Source organism: Allobosea sp. Tri-44 (genome assembly GCF_004123845.1).
Taxonomy (GTDB): domain Bacteria; phylum Pseudomonadota; class Alphaproteobacteria; order Rhizobiales; family Beijerinckiaceae; genus Allobosea.
Window position 1 is genome coordinate 537,401 of the sequence record NZ_NBDP01000019.1, and the last position, 16,343, is coordinate 553,743.

Annotated in this window: 14 protein-coding genes; 5 read left to right on the forward strand and 9 right to left on the reverse strand. The window is 60.2% G+C overall.

Annotation, left to right across the window (positions count from 1 at the left end; all coding sequences use genetic code 11):
* Nucleotides 1–2 precede the first annotated feature (2 nt).
* Nucleotides 3–2,447 (reverse strand): EcoAI/FtnUII family type I restriction enzme subunit R, encoded by a 2,445-nt coding sequence (hsdR, locus tag B6S44_RS14800; protein WP_129157633.1) that lies wholly within the window; start codon nucleotides 2,445–2,447, stop codon nucleotides 3–5.
* 150 nt (nucleotides 2,448–2,597) lie between these two features.
* Between hsdR and B6S44_RS14805 the strand changes: the two genes are divergently transcribed.
* Both B6S44_RS14805 and B6S44_RS14810 read left to right on the forward strand, forming a co-directional pair.
* A complete protein-coding gene (locus tag B6S44_RS14805; protein WP_129157634.1) occupies nucleotides 2,598–3,050 on the forward strand; it encodes a ScoMcrA-related endonuclease in 453 nt (150 codons plus the stop codon).
* Complete coding sequence (locus tag B6S44_RS14810) at nucleotides 3,047–3,598, forward strand: HNH endonuclease (protein WP_129157635.1); 552 nt, start codon at nucleotides 3,047–3,049, stop codon at nucleotides 3,596–3,598. The genes B6S44_RS14805 and B6S44_RS14810 overlap by 4 nt, the downstream gene beginning before the upstream one ends.
* 798 nt (nucleotides 3,599–4,396) lie before the next feature.
* On the opposite strand, the gene B6S44_RS14820 is transcribed toward B6S44_RS14810, so the two are convergent.
* Nucleotides 4,397–4,621 carry a hypothetical protein gene (locus B6S44_RS14820; RefSeq protein ID WP_129157636.1) on the reverse strand — a complete coding sequence of 75 codons (225 nt, stop codon included), beginning with the start codon at nucleotides 4,619–4,621 and terminating at the stop codon, nucleotides 4,397–4,399.
* A 423-nt stretch (nucleotides 4,622–5,044) separates the two neighbouring features.
* On the opposite strand from B6S44_RS14820, the gene B6S44_RS14825 reads away from it, so the two are divergent.
* Nucleotides 5,045–5,602: a recombinase family protein gene (locus B6S44_RS14825; protein ID WP_129157637.1), complete on the forward strand. Its 558-nt coding sequence runs from the start codon at nucleotides 5,045–5,047 to the stop codon at nucleotides 5,600–5,602.
* Nucleotides 5,603–5,617: 15 nt separating this feature from the next.
* Here the strand turns inward: B6S44_RS14825 and B6S44_RS14830 are convergent, their stop codons facing one another.
* Complete coding sequence (locus B6S44_RS14830; RefSeq protein ID WP_129157638.1) at nucleotides 5,618–5,935, reverse strand: hypothetical protein; 318 nt, start codon at nucleotides 5,933–5,935, stop codon at nucleotides 5,618–5,620.
* Nucleotides 5,936–6,094: 159 nt separating this feature from the next.
* Between B6S44_RS14830 and B6S44_RS14835 the strand changes: the two genes are divergently transcribed.
* Nucleotides 6,095–6,571 (forward strand): hypothetical protein, encoded by a 477-nt coding sequence (locus B6S44_RS14835; RefSeq protein ID WP_129157639.1) that lies wholly within the window; start codon nucleotides 6,095–6,097, stop codon nucleotides 6,569–6,571.
* On the opposite strand, the gene B6S44_RS14840 is transcribed toward B6S44_RS14835, so the two are convergent.
* The 6 genes from B6S44_RS14840 to B6S44_RS14865 form a co-directional block, all read right to left on the reverse strand.
* The gene (locus B6S44_RS14840) at nucleotides 6,566–7,096 is read right to left on the reverse strand and encodes a hypothetical protein (RefSeq protein ID WP_129157640.1); all 531 of its coding nucleotides are present in this window, start codon (nucleotides 7,094–7,096) and stop codon (nucleotides 6,566–6,568) included. The genes B6S44_RS14835 and B6S44_RS14840 overlap by 6 nt on opposite strands.
* Nucleotides 7,097–8,317: 1,221 nt before the next feature.
* Nucleotides 8,318–9,256: a site-specific integrase gene (locus B6S44_RS14845; protein WP_349236373.1), complete on the reverse strand. Its 939-nt coding sequence runs from the start codon at nucleotides 9,254–9,256 to the stop codon at nucleotides 8,318–8,320.
* A 282-nt stretch (nucleotides 9,257–9,538) separates the two neighbouring features.
* Nucleotides 9,539–11,935: an AAA family ATPase gene (locus B6S44_RS14850; RefSeq protein WP_164985828.1), complete on the reverse strand. Its 2,397-nt coding sequence runs from the start codon at nucleotides 11,933–11,935 to the stop codon at nucleotides 9,539–9,541.
* A gap of 250 nt (nucleotides 11,936–12,185) precedes the next feature.
* Nucleotides 12,186–13,088 carry a plasmid partitioning protein RepB C-terminal domain-containing protein gene (locus tag B6S44_RS14855; protein WP_129157642.1) on the reverse strand — a complete coding sequence of 301 codons (903 nt, stop codon included), beginning with the start codon at nucleotides 13,086–13,088 and terminating at the stop codon, nucleotides 12,186–12,188.
* A complete protein-coding gene (locus B6S44_RS14860; protein ID WP_129157643.1) occupies nucleotides 13,085–13,978 on the reverse strand; it encodes a plasmid partitioning protein RepB C-terminal domain-containing protein in 894 nt (297 codons plus the stop codon). Before B6S44_RS14860 ends, B6S44_RS14855 begins: the two co-directional genes overlap by 4 nt.
* A complete protein-coding gene (locus B6S44_RS14865; RefSeq protein WP_465246116.1) occupies nucleotides 13,975–15,561 on the reverse strand; it encodes a recombinase family protein in 1,587 nt (528 codons plus the stop codon). Before B6S44_RS14865 ends, B6S44_RS14860 begins: the two co-directional genes overlap by 4 nt.
* A 58-nt stretch (nucleotides 15,562–15,619) precedes the next feature.
* On the opposite strand from B6S44_RS14865, the gene B6S44_RS14870 reads away from it, so the two are divergent.
* Nucleotides 15,620–16,021: a hypothetical protein gene (locus B6S44_RS14870; protein WP_129157645.1), complete on the forward strand. Its 402-nt coding sequence runs from the start codon at nucleotides 15,620–15,622 to the stop codon at nucleotides 16,019–16,021.
* Nucleotides 16,022–16,343: the final 322 nt, after the last annotated feature.

The following is a 16,343-nucleotide window of genomic DNA, read 5'->3' on the forward strand; positions in this document are numbered from 1 at the left end:
GGCTATGCGGTCTCCTGATAGATCGCGTCCTGCATTTCGTGGACGGCCTTCTCGAAGCCCTCCCTGCCGCCGAACGCCTTGATGAGTTGCACGACGCTGCCCATCGCGGTGAAGGGCGTCACCTTCAGCACGTTGGCGTCGTCGAGATTGAGCACGCCCTCGTCGCGATACTTGTCGAGCAGCGCGTCGAGCACGGCACGCGCCTGAGGCCCGTATTTTGTGAACACATCGCGCTTCCTGACGTTCTCGGCCCGCTCCCGGCGGGTGAGCGGCTTCTGGTCGAAGGCGATATGGCAGATCAGATCGAAAGGATCGAGGATTTTGCCAAGCTCGTCCGCGACTGAATCCAGCGCCAGGCCCTCTGCTTCCAGCTCCTCGATGATCGCCTGCTTGCGTTCTGCCGATTTCCAGCGCTTGAGGAAATCGTCGAGGCTAGCGAAGCGCTTCTTCAGCTCTGTCTTGGTGAAGTCGCGCAGGGATTCGGTGACGAGCTTGCCGTTCTCGTCGAGATATTCGACGCGCTCGGCGACGATGCGGGCGCCGACGCCATCGACGTAGATCTTGCGGACTGGTCCGCCGGTTTGCTGCGGCGGACCTGGCTGATCGACCACGGTTTCGCCCTCACCGGGCTCGTATGGCCTCTGCTCATTTTCACCGAAGCCATCTGGCGTGTCATCGGGCGGCGTGATCGGATCGCCTTCGCTCGGCTCGTAAATCTGCACGGGATCGCCGTCGAAGTCAGGGTCGGCGAAATGGCCGGTCGCGCCGCGAAAATCGATTAGCGTGAAGAAGAATTTCTTCGTGTCCTCGTGAACACGGGTGCCGCGTCCCACTATTTGCTTGAACTCGGTCATCGAGCCAACCGCACGATCGAGCACGATCAGCCGGCAGGTTTGTGCATCGACCCCGGTCGATAAGAGCCGAGAGGTCGTCACCAGGACGGGGTATTTCGATTCCGGGTCGATGAAGTTGCCAAGCTGATCCTGGCCTTCCTTATCGCTGCCGGTGATGCGCATGACGTAGCGCTGATTCTGCGAGACCAGATCGGCGTTCTCGTTGACGAGTGCCTGCCGCATCCGCGCCGCGTGCTCCTCATCGACGCAGAAGACGATGGTCTTCTGGAAGCGGTCGCCGTTTTCCTTCAGGAACTCGGTAATCTTCTTCGCAGTGAGCAGCGTGCGGTCGTCTAGAACGATATTCCGGTCGAAATCCTTGACGTTGTAGATTCGGTCTTCGACCTCGTTGCCGGCACGGTCGAGCTGGCCGAGTTTCGGCCGGTAGCCTTCCACGTCGCGATCGATGTGAACCTTGATCACCTTGTAGGGCGCGAGAAAGCCGTCGCTAATCCCCTGCTTCAACGAATAGGTGAAGACCGGTTCGCTGAAATAGTCGGTATTGGACACATATTCGGTTTCCTTGGGCGTGGCAGTGAGGCCGATCTGCGTTGCGCCGGAAAAATGCGTCAGGATTTCCCGCCAGGCCGAATCCTCGGCCGCGCTGCCGCGATGGCATTCGTCGATGACGATCAGATCGAAGAAGCCGGGCGAGAATTCGCGATAGAGCTTCTGCCGTTCTTCCGGGCCGGTGATCGCCTGATAGAGCCCGAGATAGACCTCGAAGGCCGTGTCGATCCGCCGTTTCCTGTCGAGCGCCAAGGCCAGATCGACCGTGGTGCCGTCGTAGCGCTCGATCGTCTTAGCGTTGGTCGAGAGCTTCGCCATCGCCGCGCCGAACGGGCGGAAGTCGTTGACCATCGTCTGGTCGATCAGCACGTTGCGATCTGCTAGGAACAGGATGCGCTTCTTGCGGCCGGCCTTCCACAGGCGCCAGATGATCTGAAACGCCGTGTAGGTCTTGCCAGTGCCCGTCGCCATGACGAGCAGCACGCGGTCGCGGCCCTTGGCGATTGCCTCGATCGCGGCGTTGACAGCGTTCACCTGATAATAGCGCGGGGCCTTGCCGCTGCCGTCGTCGAAATAGTCCTGAAGCACGATCTGTTCGGCCTCGGCGTCGAGCCCCTTCCAGGCGCGATAGCGCGCCCACAGATCGGCCGGGGACGGAAAGGCGTCAAGGCCGAGGTTCGTTTCGATTGGAACGCTCCGGCCGGTGCGGTCGTGGAACACGAAGCCGTCGCCGTTCGAGGAGAAAACGAAGGGGACGTCCAGCGTCGCGGCATAGTCGAGCCCCTGCTGGATGCCGTGACCGACGCTGTGTGAGTTGTCCTTGGCCTCGATCAGCGCGATCGGGATGTTCGGCTTGTAGTAGAGAACGAAGTCGGCCTTCTTCGCCTTGCCGCGCGTCACCAGCTTGCCGCGCACAATGATCCGGCCTTTGGTGAAATAGACCTCCTCCCGAACCTGCACCATCTCGTCCCATCCGGCGCGCTTAATGGCCGGGAGGATGAATTTCGTGCAGATGTCGCGTTCGGTGAGCGCGTGCTTATCCATCGGCGGCGGCAGTCTCGTGTTTGGCGTGAGGCTGCGCCGACCAGGCGCCAGGAAGGATCAGCATGATGCTTGAACGAGACAAGCAAACAGTCGTCAGTATGCTCGTCACATGAGGCATGTCCAGCCGGGGCAATCGGAATGCGAGCATCATTGACCTCTGAGGCGGTCCACCACTCCATTGCAGAATTCAACGCCCTCGGCCGGGAGGCTTTTCTCCGCACCCACGGCTTCGGCACGGCCAAGGACTACATGCTCTTGGTCGACGGTAAGGAATACGACTCGAAGGCGATCGTCGCAGTCGCGCACAAATACCTTGCAGGCGATGGACGTCCGCTGAGACACGATGAACTATCGGGTGGTGTGGCCGACGCCGTCCGGAAGCTATCGGATTTGAACTTCCAGGTCGTCCGGCACTCCGACCGCGTGGACTGGACTTGGGACGAGCATGTGCTCGCTCTGGAGCTCTATTTCCTCAACCCCGCGTCCCCTCCTGGCAAGGCTAGCGCAGAGGTTCTGGCGCTGTCCCAATTGCTGCAGCATTTTGGCGACCGGAGAGGCATCGAGCGCGGCGAGACCTACGTAACGCCAACGGCGTCTACATGAAGATGATGAACTTCCGCCGGCTCGACCCAGCGTTCCAGGCGGCAGGCAAGGTCGGCTTGTCCCAGGGAAACAGGCTCGAGGAAGAGGTTTGGCTCACGTTCGCGAACGACCGTGAGGGATTGGCTCGGGCGGCCGCTGCAATCCGGACGGCAATCAATGACGATGCGGTCAGCGTTAGGGATGACGCCTACGAGGCCGAGGAGGGCGGTCTGATCCTGCGCCTGCATCTGTCCCGAGAGCGGAACAGGGCGTTGGTGCAACGGAAGCGGGACCAGGCTCGCGGGCGGCATGGACTCCTGGTCTGCGAGGCGTGCGAGTTCGACTTCTCGACGGTGTATGGCGAGCTTGGCTTCGGCTTCATCGAGGTGCACCATCGAAAGCCGGTCGCGTCGTTGCAACCAGGCGACAGGACGAAGTTGGAGGACCTCGCTCTCGTCTGCGCCAATTGTCATCGCATGCTGCACCGTCGTAGCGCGCTGCTCAGCGTCGAAGATCTTCGGATGATCGTCGGCCAGCAGCGCGGGCGGCTGAATGCGGATGCAGCATAGGAAGCGCAGAGGCGCTTGCTAGCTTGATCCGTCGTTTGCGACGAGGCTGACTAGCTCAGCCGTGCCGAGCCAGCGGGTGAGCGCCTGGCGTGGCGAAGACGGCTGATCACCGGACGCGCGGGGCGAAAGAGATGCCATCGACACGGAGGAAGCCGGGAGGAGTTCACTTTCCCCATGTCATCACGGGCGACTGGATCGGTGAGCTTGGCCCCGCCACGAGCGTGCATTTTGGACAAGTCGTTCAGCCCGGCCCCCCAAGGCGATCGATCGAGCTCTCCTACTTGATCGCCCCTGCGACTCTGCTGATGCCGGACAAGAAGTCCCGATGGCCAGGGGTTGTGACTTTTTGGGTGCCTACACCTATGAAAACGCAGTTCCCCGATGCGGGGTTGATGTTCAAGTCCGGGCCAATGCCCTCGCTCCATCTCTCGCTTGAGGTAACGCGGCCTCAATTCTCTGACATGATGCGGTTTCTCGAGGCCGGGCGCTTCAAGGAGTTCCACTTCACAATTGAGGACGGTGCCGATGACACTTGGCCAATCCACAGCTGGGGCATGATGACCGAGATCCGTAGCTGAATCTACGTCCCGCGCTACGATAATGCCGCCGTGACGATCTACGCCGCCGTTGAGCGTTTGCTCTCCTGCGGATGCTTCATAGGAAGCGCTCAGACGCTCACTGGTGCGACCCGTCGTTAACAACGAGGCTGACTTGCTCGGTGGTGTCGAGCCAGCCAGCGAGTTCCTGGCTCAGGCTCTCTCGATCCAGGCTGCTCGCGACGAAGCCGCTCTGGAAGAACTAGCGCGACAGGCGCCGTTCGAGCTCGTCGAGATCGTCCTTCAGCATGTTCGCGCTGCCGCGCATCAACACGACGACCTGCTGCGTGCAGGGTCCGCTGCCGAAGAGCTTGTATTGGACCTCCGTCTGATCACGGACCTGGATGAGCACCCGGGCCATGAACTTCCCGTCCCGCTTCATCAGAATGTTGGTGAGCCGGTGCCGGTCACTGGCAGGTGGCGTCACGTCGCAAATTGCCTGTGTCGCTGACAGAACGCCCTGAGAATGGGCGATCGACCTGATCAGATCTTCGATGGCAGCATCCTGTGCCTGGACGCTCGTAATCATCAGGGCCGCAGCGGCAGCGAGCAAGCTTCGTGTCGGAAGCTGTCGCTGGAGCGCATCACTGCCACTGCGACGAGCCGGAAGACTTCCAAGAAGAAGCATGATGTCTCCGTGCGCACTGCCATCGAAATAGCCGCACGAAAGGGAACCCCTCCGTCATAGCGCGACACTCACAGCCGGTGCGTCGCTAACCCTCTGGGATCTCGAGGCTCAGCTCAGCCGGTCAACAGAAATCCCCGCCCGGACAAAAGGGTTCCTTTCTGTCAAGGCGGGGACGGGTATCATCGCATTGATTTTGAACCGGAATTTCTGTGACAGGCTTTGATGCGACGGATTGGATACGCGCGGGTCTCGACTTACGAGCAGAATCTCGATCTCCAGCTCACCGCGCTGCGGGATGCTGGGTGCAGAGAGATATTCACCGACCAGGGCATCTCCGGGGCATCGTTTGATCGACCTGGGCTCTCAGACCTTCTCGCTGCCCTCAAGCCGTCCGACATGCTGGTCGTCTGGCGGCTCGACCGCCTAGGACGGTCGCTGGTTGAGCTCGTGCGTCTCGTCAGTCAGCTCGGAGAGCGGCAGGTCGAGTTCCGCTCGCTAAACGAAGCCATCGATACATCGTCGCCGGGAGGACGCCTCCTATTTCATCTGCTGGCTGCCATGGCGGAGTTCGAGCGCTCTCTCATCAGCGAACGAACCCGAGCGGGCATGGCTGCGGCCCAGGCGCGCGGAAAGCACATCGGCCGCCAGCCAGCGCTGAACATCGAGCAGCGCCGGGCAGCTCGCTTCGAAATTGAGAAGCCCGGAGCGGACCTGGCAGCAATAGCCAACCGATATGGTGTCCATCCTCGAACGCTCCGGCGCGTCGTCAAGCAGTGTTGAAGGTCATGCGTTGCGCTACATCTGGCTAGAGTCCTGCATCGCAGCGGTAATCGTGATCCGAGGCTTCGGCAGCACGCCACCCTCGGCCCTGAACCTGTCCAGCCATTCGCGCGGCGTCATGCTCTTGGGCCGGGGATAGATCGGCGTGGGAGGAGACAGCTCCACCTCGAGATGACGAAGGTCTTCGGTTATATGGCGCCGGATCTTCGTCGCGAGCTCAAGCAACTCGACGGCTTGTTCAGATGCGTGCGCCTCCTTGATCATGGAGGCGATCTCCATGTCGAGCTGCTGCAGGTGCGAGGGATACTCAAACTCGGGGAAGATGATGGCCATTGTGAAGGAGCTCGCTTTCGGTCAGCCACGTGCTGATGATTCAGTTATAGCGAGGAGCCGGACGGACTGCGGTCGATCGTGAGCGCGATCGACGAGCGACAGCTAGACGCTGTCGGCCGGTAGCTGTAGCTGCGGCCAGCACCTGGAAAGACAGCCGCGATGCCGAAGCCTCAGAAGCGCGACAACACTTACTATCTCGACAGGCTGAAGCGCGATCACCCGAAGATCCACGCGGACTACCTCGCCGGCAAGTTCTTGTCCGCTCTGCAGGCGTTTGAGGCTGCGGGACTTAAGAAGCGTCGGTCTCGGCTGCAGGAGCTCAAGAGCGCTTGGCAGGCTGCGTCCTCTGCTGAGAAGGTAGAATTTCTACGCTGGTTGAAGATCGCGGCCGGAACTCCGACGGTCGCCACATCGTCTCCTCCGATAGCTATCGACGGCCTGCTGCAGCCTTGGGCAAAAGCGCGCATCCGGGAGATCGTGAAAGCGAAATGCCTCACGTCTGCCGACCTGATGCAGGAGTTGGGCTTCGAGCGGCACGATACCTCGCTCTTTCGAGCGCTAGCGAGAGAGAATCGGATCACCCCGGACCTGGTGATCGCGCTCGATAAGTGGCTTGTCGTTCACGCTGGCCTATGAGGCGCCAGCTCCCGCCGACCGAACCTTCTGGAGCGCCTGCAGCTGGTCCCACCGCTTCTGCCGCTCGGCGGATGCCTCGCGCGCCCGACGCTTCTCGCGGCGGAATTGGTCGACGCTGATGCCGCGAGCATCAGCCTGCTCGGCTTCTCTCACGAGAAAGCGGGCCTGCCGCTGATTGGTTTTGTCCCTCTTGATGGCCGTCCCAACGTAGAAGCGCGCGAGGCCCAACATTTTGCGACGGCTCTCGAACTTTTGGATCTGATCCAGCTTGGCATCCGGCGCGGGCCGATCAAGATGGGGAAATTTCTGTTTGTTCTCCCGCTCCCACTGAGCAAGCCCCCAGACGGTGTGCCGGAGGCTCAGCTTCAGCAACTCGTCGAGGAACTCTTCCAGTTCCGGCGATATCCGAATGGGCGGCTTCTTCTTCCTGGCACGCTCACGCTGCTTCCGGGACGTCGCCTGCCGGCGTTTATGAGCGGCCTTCTCTTCAGGCGAGAGATGCTTCAAGGACAGGCGCTTGGCCATGACTTTCTCCGGAGACCGAGTTGTATGCGTTACTTATAGCGGCCGGAGAGTTGGACTGCAGAAACTTCCTGGGAAGGGCAGCGAGACATTTAAGCGTGACAGAGATTGCGTTGTAGCTTCTAATTAGATTCTCTTCTTCAAAGAGTATAATAATAGACTGAACGCTGTTCTGGTCACGCTTATATGGATGCCCCGGCAACTCGGGCGCTATGCGCCCTCGCATGCGCGGCCTCCGGCCTTGCGCGCGCCTTCGGCGCGGCCGCAAGTCTTCTCGTCGCCGGTGAGGGGGCAGGGCTCCCGGCGTCGGTGAAGTTCCTCCGGTTTGAAGCACAGCTGCGGACCTGGGAGGATAGGACGGGGAAGTGCGCCCGAGCAGGGAAGGCACTCCCATCAGCTCACTTGAATTTCTCTAGGACTTCGACATCGCTCCGGTGCGTCGGCGATGTCGTGCTCGCACTGTGAGAGGAGGATGGGCGGCACCGGCGCTCGCCCGACAGAATGATCTCGGCGCTTCCAGACCTATCATCTCCAACCGCTCTGGCTGACAGCGCAATCTGACCGGCAGTCGGACATCGATCGCGGTGGTGGCTCAACCCGAGTTCCCAGCGTGTAGTCGTGGCGCTGGCGCTCGGCGTTGGCGATCGGGTCTGCCGTCCCGCTGAGCTGCTCGGATATGTTTCCGGACTCGACCTGATCAAGCTTCTTGCTGCGCGTCGACCAGGAGCTCGGTGAGCTAAGTCCACTGCTTTGGGTGCTATCGGTGGGCGTCTGTCGCTGCGCTCGATCCCTGTGAGCTCCTGAAGCCGCTCACTTTCATTGGCTCGATCCGTCGCAAGTTGACACTTTTGGGAAAAAGCCGATTTCGGGTCGGATCTGTCAACTTTATGTAAACCCTCGGGTAACGTTGGGGGCATTTTTCGGTGTTTTGATAGCGTTTCAGGTTGCGCCATGACAACCTTCTGGACGTCGGGGAATGCCTATTTTCGGTGTTTTTCAGGGTCGAGGTTGACGGATGCAACCTGGGTGTAAACGTTCGGCAACCTGGCTCACCCCATTCTTGCTAAATGGGGAGGCGCTGCTCCGGGCGAATTCCCAGATGCCGATCAAGCGGCGCTGGTGCTGATGGACAACCGCTCAGACGGCAAATTCGGGCGAATCGTCGTCACGCGCAAGCTCGACCTAAAGTCCGGCTCGGTCATGCGCCGAGCGTTCTCAACCCCATTACCCCAGTCGGCTGACGAGATCGGTCGCTCGGAGGTGAGCGTAGCGGCTGAGCATGCGCAGCTCTTTGTGTCCGGAGATCGTAGATACCTCTACAACGTTTAGCCCTTTCTCGAACAAGCGTGAGACGGCTTCGTGGCGCAGGTCGTGGAAGTGCAAAGCGGTGATGCCCGCGCGGCCACACAGATGGCCCCAGGCTTGAACGACCGCGCTCTCGCTGGTTGGCAGCGCTCGACCTGCTGAAGGGCTTCCTTGGCCCTCCCAGAGTCCCTGGAGCACGGCGCGCGCTCGCGACGACAGAGGGACGTCACGGGACTCGCCGTTCTTGGTCATCGGTAGGTGCGCGATCTGCGTCTCCAGGTCGACGTGCTGCCAGTCGAGCGATAGCAGCTCGCCGCGCCGCATGCCGGTTTCGATCGCGAGCACGATGAGGTCGCGCATATAGAGATTTCTACCGCTATCGGCAGCAGAGAGCAGCCGCTGCTCCTCGTCGTCGCGCAGCCGGCGATTGCGCCCTCGAGGCGGGCTCGGACGGCGCACGAGCTTGCAAGGGTTCCGGTGCAGATAGATGTCCCAATCACGCATCGCGGTGTCGATCGCATGGCTGATCGTGTTGAGCTCGCGGATCACTGTCGATGGCGACACAGTCCGAAGCCGTTCGTCGCGATACGTGGCGAGATCCGAGGTCGACAGCAGCGCCAACGTCCGGTGACAGAGCGGACGACGCAGCAGCGCCTTGATCCGCGAGATCTCGGTGTGGGCGCTGCGCTTCCTGGGCGATATTTCGACCACGTAGCGCTCAAGGATCGACCGTAGAGTCGTAGATTCAGCTACGCGCGTATCCGGCAGCATTCCGCAGCGATCGAGCTCGGACTCCAGTGACCGCGCCCACTTCTCGGCGTCGGCCTTCTGGTCGAAGCTCTTGGCACGAGGCGCCATGCCGCGCCGTCGCACTTGTGCCTGCCATCTGCCCCGGAGTTTCCGGATAGTCGCCATTGCGGATCAGTCCTGTTCGTCCAATGACTACAGGACGCCCAGGCAGTCCCGCCAAGGAGGTTTCCGGAGCGGGGCAAGGAATTCCGAGCTGGATGTGGCCCTGGTGTGCCGATCGCCGGTCGGGGAGCTCGACCGGGTATCAGGATACCTGGTTCATCAAAGGGTTCCGAAGATCCCGCTCTCCGCCTGGATCCGCCTTCGGTAGGCAGTGCTCTTAGATCAGCGCTACGGGCGCCGAGTGAACGCCAGCGTTCGCTGCGAAAACCGAACCAGCTCTTGATCATTTATGATCTCCACCTGCCAGGCAGGGTTGGAGTCATGGTGAAACCGGTTCCCAAACACTCGAAGGTCGTCGAGCTCGTTGATGTCGGCCTGAGTGAGTATCTCATTAGGACCGCCCAAGTCCGTGCGACACCGGCCGATAAAGCCTCCAAGCATTGTTCCTGGCGGAAAGTGCGCTGGATATGCAACCCGTAAGAAAGCTTCGAGAATGGGGCGTATAGCTGTCGCGACCTCGCGCTCCTGCGCAGGGTTGTTGGCTCTCAAATAAGCCGAAATGACTTCATGGCGCTTATCGTGAACCGTTATGGAGTCTTGCCTGATATCCCATGGGGCGAGAGTTGAGCCTTGTCCATCGCGGGCAATTCGAATCGCGACAGGAGAATGCCGATCTGACGCATCCGACAGTTGGCACAGAAATGCTTTAGAATGCGATAAAATAATTACTTGGCCAACGCGGTCGACAAGGCGATTTAATTCTTGAATGGTAGCCAGTGATCGATGTTCATCAAGGCTAGTCATAGGATCATCGATAATAACAATTTTGTTAGCAATGCCAGGGTCGCTTTCGAGCGCCGAAAAGAAAAACGCAAGAGCTAATGTATTTCTATCTCCCGCGCTCAAGGTGTTCCTAAAGCTAGGCGCGCCAGCATTTGCGCCCAATCCAACGGGGATGTTATTTATAACAACATTGTAATTTGCAGAAGATCCGGCTCGATTATTGACAGGCGACACGGCACCAAGGCGGAATCCCGCATTAAACCTAATCAAATGTGCGTTGATGGACGCTTCGTAGGCTGGAAATACATTTTGGCGATACTGATCCAGCGCTTGCCTCGCTTGATCGCGTTGCCCTTCTGTCACTGCCTTCGCCGACTTCTCCGTCAGATAGACCTCGCACAGTAACGAGATCTCCTGCGAGTGCCGTGCATCAATTGCCTTCAACCTGGCGAGATCAGCGGCGAGAGCGTCAACGTTTGCGGCGGCAGCCTGCTCCTTCGCAAGAGCGATCTGAGGGTTAGCGCCCATAGTGGCTTCGACAGAAGCATTGAATGCCTGGCGCTCTCGCTCGTAGGTCTCGAGCGCTAAAGTGACATCGGGGGGCAACACAAGCGGGTCGAGAGGGGCGCCTTGCTTCCTGGCTAGCAATTGTAAGACCGCGTCCCTCGCAGCGCGCCATGCACGCGCAATGGCGGCGGTATCAAGCTGAAGCCCTGGCAGACGTATAAATTGACGCCAGAACTGCCGCCGCTCCTCCAGAATGCGCACATTCCGCTCGAACGCTGCTGGAATTTCGCCGGCGTGGGCGGCATTGATGCCTTCGCGCTGTGCGGCCAGTGCCTGCCGCAGCAGAGCATACGCCTCACTAAAAAAGGCGCGATAATGATCAATCACCGGCGATGCGACGAGGCCTTGTTCGCAGAATGGGCATATCTCCTGATCGTGACCTTGCGAAGCCGGCCCGATTCTTGAGATGCCGTCGGCAATCCAGCTCTCTCCGCCGCGTCCCAGCTTCGCTAGATGACTCTGGACGTGTGCGGCTGCTGCCTGCTCGAGCTCGGGCAAGCCCTGTCGCAAAAGAGCGCTAATAGCGGCGACATCGAAGCTCGGGAGGCTCACAGCCTCGAATTCTAGGCCGTTCTGAATCTCGTGTCCCGCGCGAGCAGCGGCCAAGCGTCGCTCGGCGTCGGAGATCAGTTCCGGCAATCCAGGGAGTAGCTCAAGGGCGGAGAAGGCATCGACGCTCAGCACACCTCTTATAGCCGGCGGGATCGCATCGCCCTTTGCACGAAGCTCCTGATTATGAGCCTCGATGCGATCCACATGGCTCTGTAGCGCCGAATTAAGGGCAACTCCCTGTGCCCCCAAAATCAGCTCGTGCAAATTCTGACGATGTTGGGCGCCGATCTCGATCCCAGAACATACATTCTGCGCAACAAAGACATCGTCGAAGATGGCAAGCTGCGATAGTGGAGCAGACCATCTGCCTTGCTGAAACACATGGGCGACCCCGGCTGCCAAAATGACGATCTGCGCTGGATCTTGAGTCCCTAGTCGTTGTCTTTCGACAACCATTACGGCGTCATTAGTCTGAAGAGAGCGCAGCAACGAAGCTAGCGTCGTTTTTCCGCGACCGTTCTCTGCGTAAATCAAGTTCAGCTTCGCTAAGGGTAACTGTGCACCTGCTGTAACATTCTCGAATTGTCCAATATTTCGCAGATGCCGAAATTGCTCGATCACGTGCTTCCCCCGGGTGTTTTTTCTCGCTGAACCATCCAATTTTCGCGGATCACCGGCAAGCGCAAAGCGCAGAGGCCAGTCCGGATCCTCATGGCGGCTCATTTGCTCTGGAAACCAGCCCAGTCGGTTACCCCGTGGACAATGGGACGGTCGCTGAGGACGTCATCACGATCGAAAGAGCGCGGAAATGCCGAGTATAATGACGTGGCAGCGACGCGGAAAGGCCAGTTAATCCCGCCTGGCTTAACACGGGCAATCATCTTTCGCTTAGCAAGTGCCGATTGCATTCGAACTCCGGCCGGTCGCGAGCACCAAAGCGTTAGCCCCAATACTCGCGTGCGGCGCAGATCAATCAAGCCGCCTGGTCGGCGAAGGAGTTAGCATCGGCGATCGCCTGAAAATGCTCCAGGTATTCTGGGCGGTGCTGCAGGAGATAGCGCACAACGCGTGGGTTACCGAGAAGCTTGCCGAGATAGCCCTTCACGACGGTCAGCTGGAGATGCTCCTTGCCATAGGTCTCCTGGATCTCAACCATCGATTCCCGCAGCCTGGCGAGCTCCTTCTCCATTTTTGCCATCGCCTCCGGTGTGACGCCGCGCACCTTTTTCGATTTCTTCTCGCCAGCGAGCTCATTCGTTGGCGTTCCCGCGAGAAGTGCGGTCGCATAGACCGCCGTGTAGTTATTTGCAGCAATCATCAGTTCGGTCGCCTCGATCTGGCGCAGCGGCTTCATTCGCTTAAGGATCTCAAACACGGCCATCGGGCACACCGTGTCCTTCAACATCGACACAACCTCATGGCAGACGCCATCAAGTAAGGTCGCCTTTCGTTTCACGCTGTTGACGTGCATCCCTAGCGCGCACGCGATTTTCTCCTTTGATACCCCGCGGGCGATCGCCTTCAGGATCATGGCATGTTCTTGGACGGCCGAGAGTCGACTGATCCGCTTGTTAAAGGTGAAGCTCTCGTCGTCGGTCGATACGAGGCATTCTATCTCGGTCTTGCCAAGGTCCTTCAGGATCTCAATGCGGACGTGGCCGTCGAGAAGAAGGAAGCTGGCCGGATTGCCGTCGATCCTTGCTATCACTGGCGGCTCGACCAGGCCGATCTCAACCACTGAGGTTCGGATCTGCTGATACTTATGACTTGCTTTGACCGACGCCCGAGGCGGCCGAACGGGCAAGAGCGATGTGATCGGCACGGTGATGCACTCTGGCTCGAAGGCGATCCGTGTCTGGTTGAGTGTCTCGTTCATGCCGGGACTCCTAAGATGCGGCTCTCCAGGTCTTTCGGCATCGAGTCGAGGCGCTCGGCCCGTAGCAGAGTTACGAAATTCTCATCGGCCCGCAGATTCTTGAGCGCTTCGACCACGAAAAGCAGGCGGGTTTCCGTGACTTCGGCCTTCTTCACCAGGAGGCGCTGCTTATCGGCTTCTTGCTGAAAAATACGGACGAATGCCTCCGAAGATCTGGCCCTGCTAAGTTTCTTTCCAAACGGGTTCGTCGACACGTGTTTGCCGCTTCGCGTCCGCTGCTCGATAAGGCGCCTCATCTTGATCAGCCGCGGGCCAGAGATTCTCCCCTCGGTATAAGCTTCGGCCAGCATCTGTTGGACGGTTTCGTCATCGGCGCGCGCAATTTCAATCGCGACCGAGATTGGAATTGTCCCCGCATCGACGGCCTCGATAAGGCGTTGCTCGCCCTTCTCGATAAGCGTGGCCATCAGGCTGACCCACTCTGGCGAGGTGCCAATTTTCTCGGCAATCTGGCGGTCGTTATAGCCGCGTTTGCGCAAAGTCGTGACGTCTTGAAGCAAGTCGATGGAACGATGCTGCCGGCGGGCGCAGTTCTCGACCAGGCTCATCAGAAGGCATTCCTCCTGCGTCGCCTCAGTTACAATGGCTGGGATGTCTGTTCGACCTAGCTCCCGAAATGCTTCAATACGGCCTTGGCCGCAGGCGAGGCCGTAGGAGCGTTGACCGTCTGGGCCACTCATAGTGTTGACGCGGATCGGGCGCTTTAGCCCGACCGTCTTAATGCTCTCGACCACCTCGAGGAACTTGCGTCGGTTCCGGACGCGGGGGTTCAGGATGATGATCCGGTCGATCGGGATCATCTCCACGCGGGTGTGCTTGGCTTCGGTCATGCCGCCTCCTCGAATTGAGCTCGGGCCGCCAGGGAGAACAGGAAGTCCAGAGTCTCGAAGCGATAACCATCCAGTGACAGACCGTTGTTCTCGGCGAGCCGAAGCTTCGGCTCGGTCATGTCCAGGCGCGGGAGCAGGTAGTAGTCGAGCGGGGAGATGTTGCCGCGATCCATGCGCACGGCGATCGTGATGTCGGGAGCCAGGCCGGCGTCGAGCCGGATGCGCCAGCGTGGCGAGCCTCCTTGCGTCTCGCCGCAGCGTGCCACGACGACCGAGGCGGTGAACTCGCCGTTGACGTCGATCAGCCCCGAATCGGGATCGACGAGAACCTCGCCGCCGGCGACGCGCAAGCCGCCGATCACCATGGAAACGACATCCGGGTGCATCGCCCGCAGGCGCCGGTTGATCTCGATGTAGCGGTAGTCCCGCCTCGGACTGTAGCCGACGAGGTGATAGGCGCGCAGCAAACTGCCGAAGCGGCTCCGATAGACGCTGCTCGACGGCATGTCCTCTCGCTCGTCGATGACGAGGCTGGACAGCGCCCCCTGAGCCTCCAGCAGCGACCGCAGCAGGTCGATGAGCTCGGCGTCGTTCATCCTCCGGCTACGGTCCTCCACTATCCTGGCCGCGCGCTCGAAAGTGGCGATATCGACGACGGCGGTGAACACGCCGCGGGCGCGGACCCAGTGCTCCTGCGTGTTCACGACCCGGCGCATCTTCAGCTTGAAGCTGACTCGGTTGAACACGTTGTCGCCAATGTATTTCGGGTTGGTCAGGACCTGATGAACGGTGCCGCGCGTCCAGGGGCGCCCCAGGTCGGTGACGATTCCCTCATGGTTTAGGCCGGCCGCGATCTGGGCCTCCTGCACGCCGAGATCGACGAAGAGGCGATAGATGCGCCGGACGACCTCCACCTCCTCGGGCGGACCGGGGATTAGGATCACGCGATCGGTCTGGAGACTCTTGCGCTCGCCGATCGAGAGCTCGGACTTGGGTTCGCCGTTCTCGTCGATCAGGAGCCGCCGCAGGCCGTAGCCGGCCATCCCGCCCTGACGATACCCTTTCTCGACTAGGCGGCACTGGCCGGCGAAGACCTTGACCGACAGCTCCCGGCTATATTCCCCCGCCATAACCCGCTTGACGGTCTTCAGTAGATTGGAACCGATGCTCCCGTCGTTCTCGAACTGCTCGGCGCAGTAATGGACGACAATGTCCGCGCGCGAGCAGAGGAACTCCAGGTGCGCTCCGTGGTCGGCATTCTGGAAGCGGCCCCAGCGGCTGACGTCGTAAACCAGGATGGTGCCGAAGTCTGCGGCGCCACGCTCCACGTCGGCGAGCAGGCGCTGAAAGGTGTCGCGACCCTCCAGGTTCAGGCCGCTCTTACCAGCGTCCTCGTAGACCCGGACGATCTCGATGTCGCGGGCCTCGGCGAAGCGCTTGATCGCGTCAAGCTGGTTCTCGGTCGAGTAGCGCTGGTGGTCGGTCGACATTCTGACGTAGGCAGCCGCCCGCCGTGACCTCTCCGGGCCGATCCGCGCAATCCGACTCGATCCTTCAGCGCTACTCACACAAGGCCACTCCACACTCGACGTCTCGTAGGCCGGCGGACGTCGCCGGTCAGTCAAGCGCGGAGGCGGCGGAATGTCCTTTCCGAATTCGGGCAACTCCTTGCCCAACGGCCGAGGGAAAGCGATCGGCCCTCCCGCTTTTGCCAAACTGGTCGCAACGGCGTTGAAAGCCGCGCTTCGAGGGCAGTCTTCCAAGATAAAGACGGTGGCGCTCTGGACCGGCGCGAACGATCGAACTGTAAAAAACTGGCTCTCCGGCGAGCGCGCTCCTAGCGGCGATCATTTTCTCGGACTGGCGGCCAATTGCCCTGCCGTCCTTGCCGCTTTCCTGGCGGCAATCCATCGGAACGACTGCCTGGTCATGGCCGACATCGAGGAAGCTCGCGCCAAGGTAGCTGCTGCGCTGGTAGCGCTGGAAGCTGTTCGAGCTGTCCAGTTGGGTAACGAAGAGCTGCAGCAAGGAGGCTTGGAATAAGGTGCGCTTGGTCCCAAAATCTCAAGGGCGAGCGATCCCCTGCACCACCTCAGTTTGAGCGGTTGCGGCGCGGTCGTGCCGATCCAGCTCATGAGCGGTTTCATCGCAGTAATGCGATGCTTAGAACCTTGAAATATATAAGATTTTTAGTGACGCTCCGGGCGTGATTCCCAGCTTCGGAGGGCAACGCTCTATCCAGCTGAGCTACGGGCGCTTTCCGTGGAGGCTGGATAGCTGATTGGCGCCGCTTCGGCAATGCGGGAATTACGGGGAGCGCACTCCTTTGCGCGGAACCCGCCAAGTGCCGCAGGCGGGCGCGAAG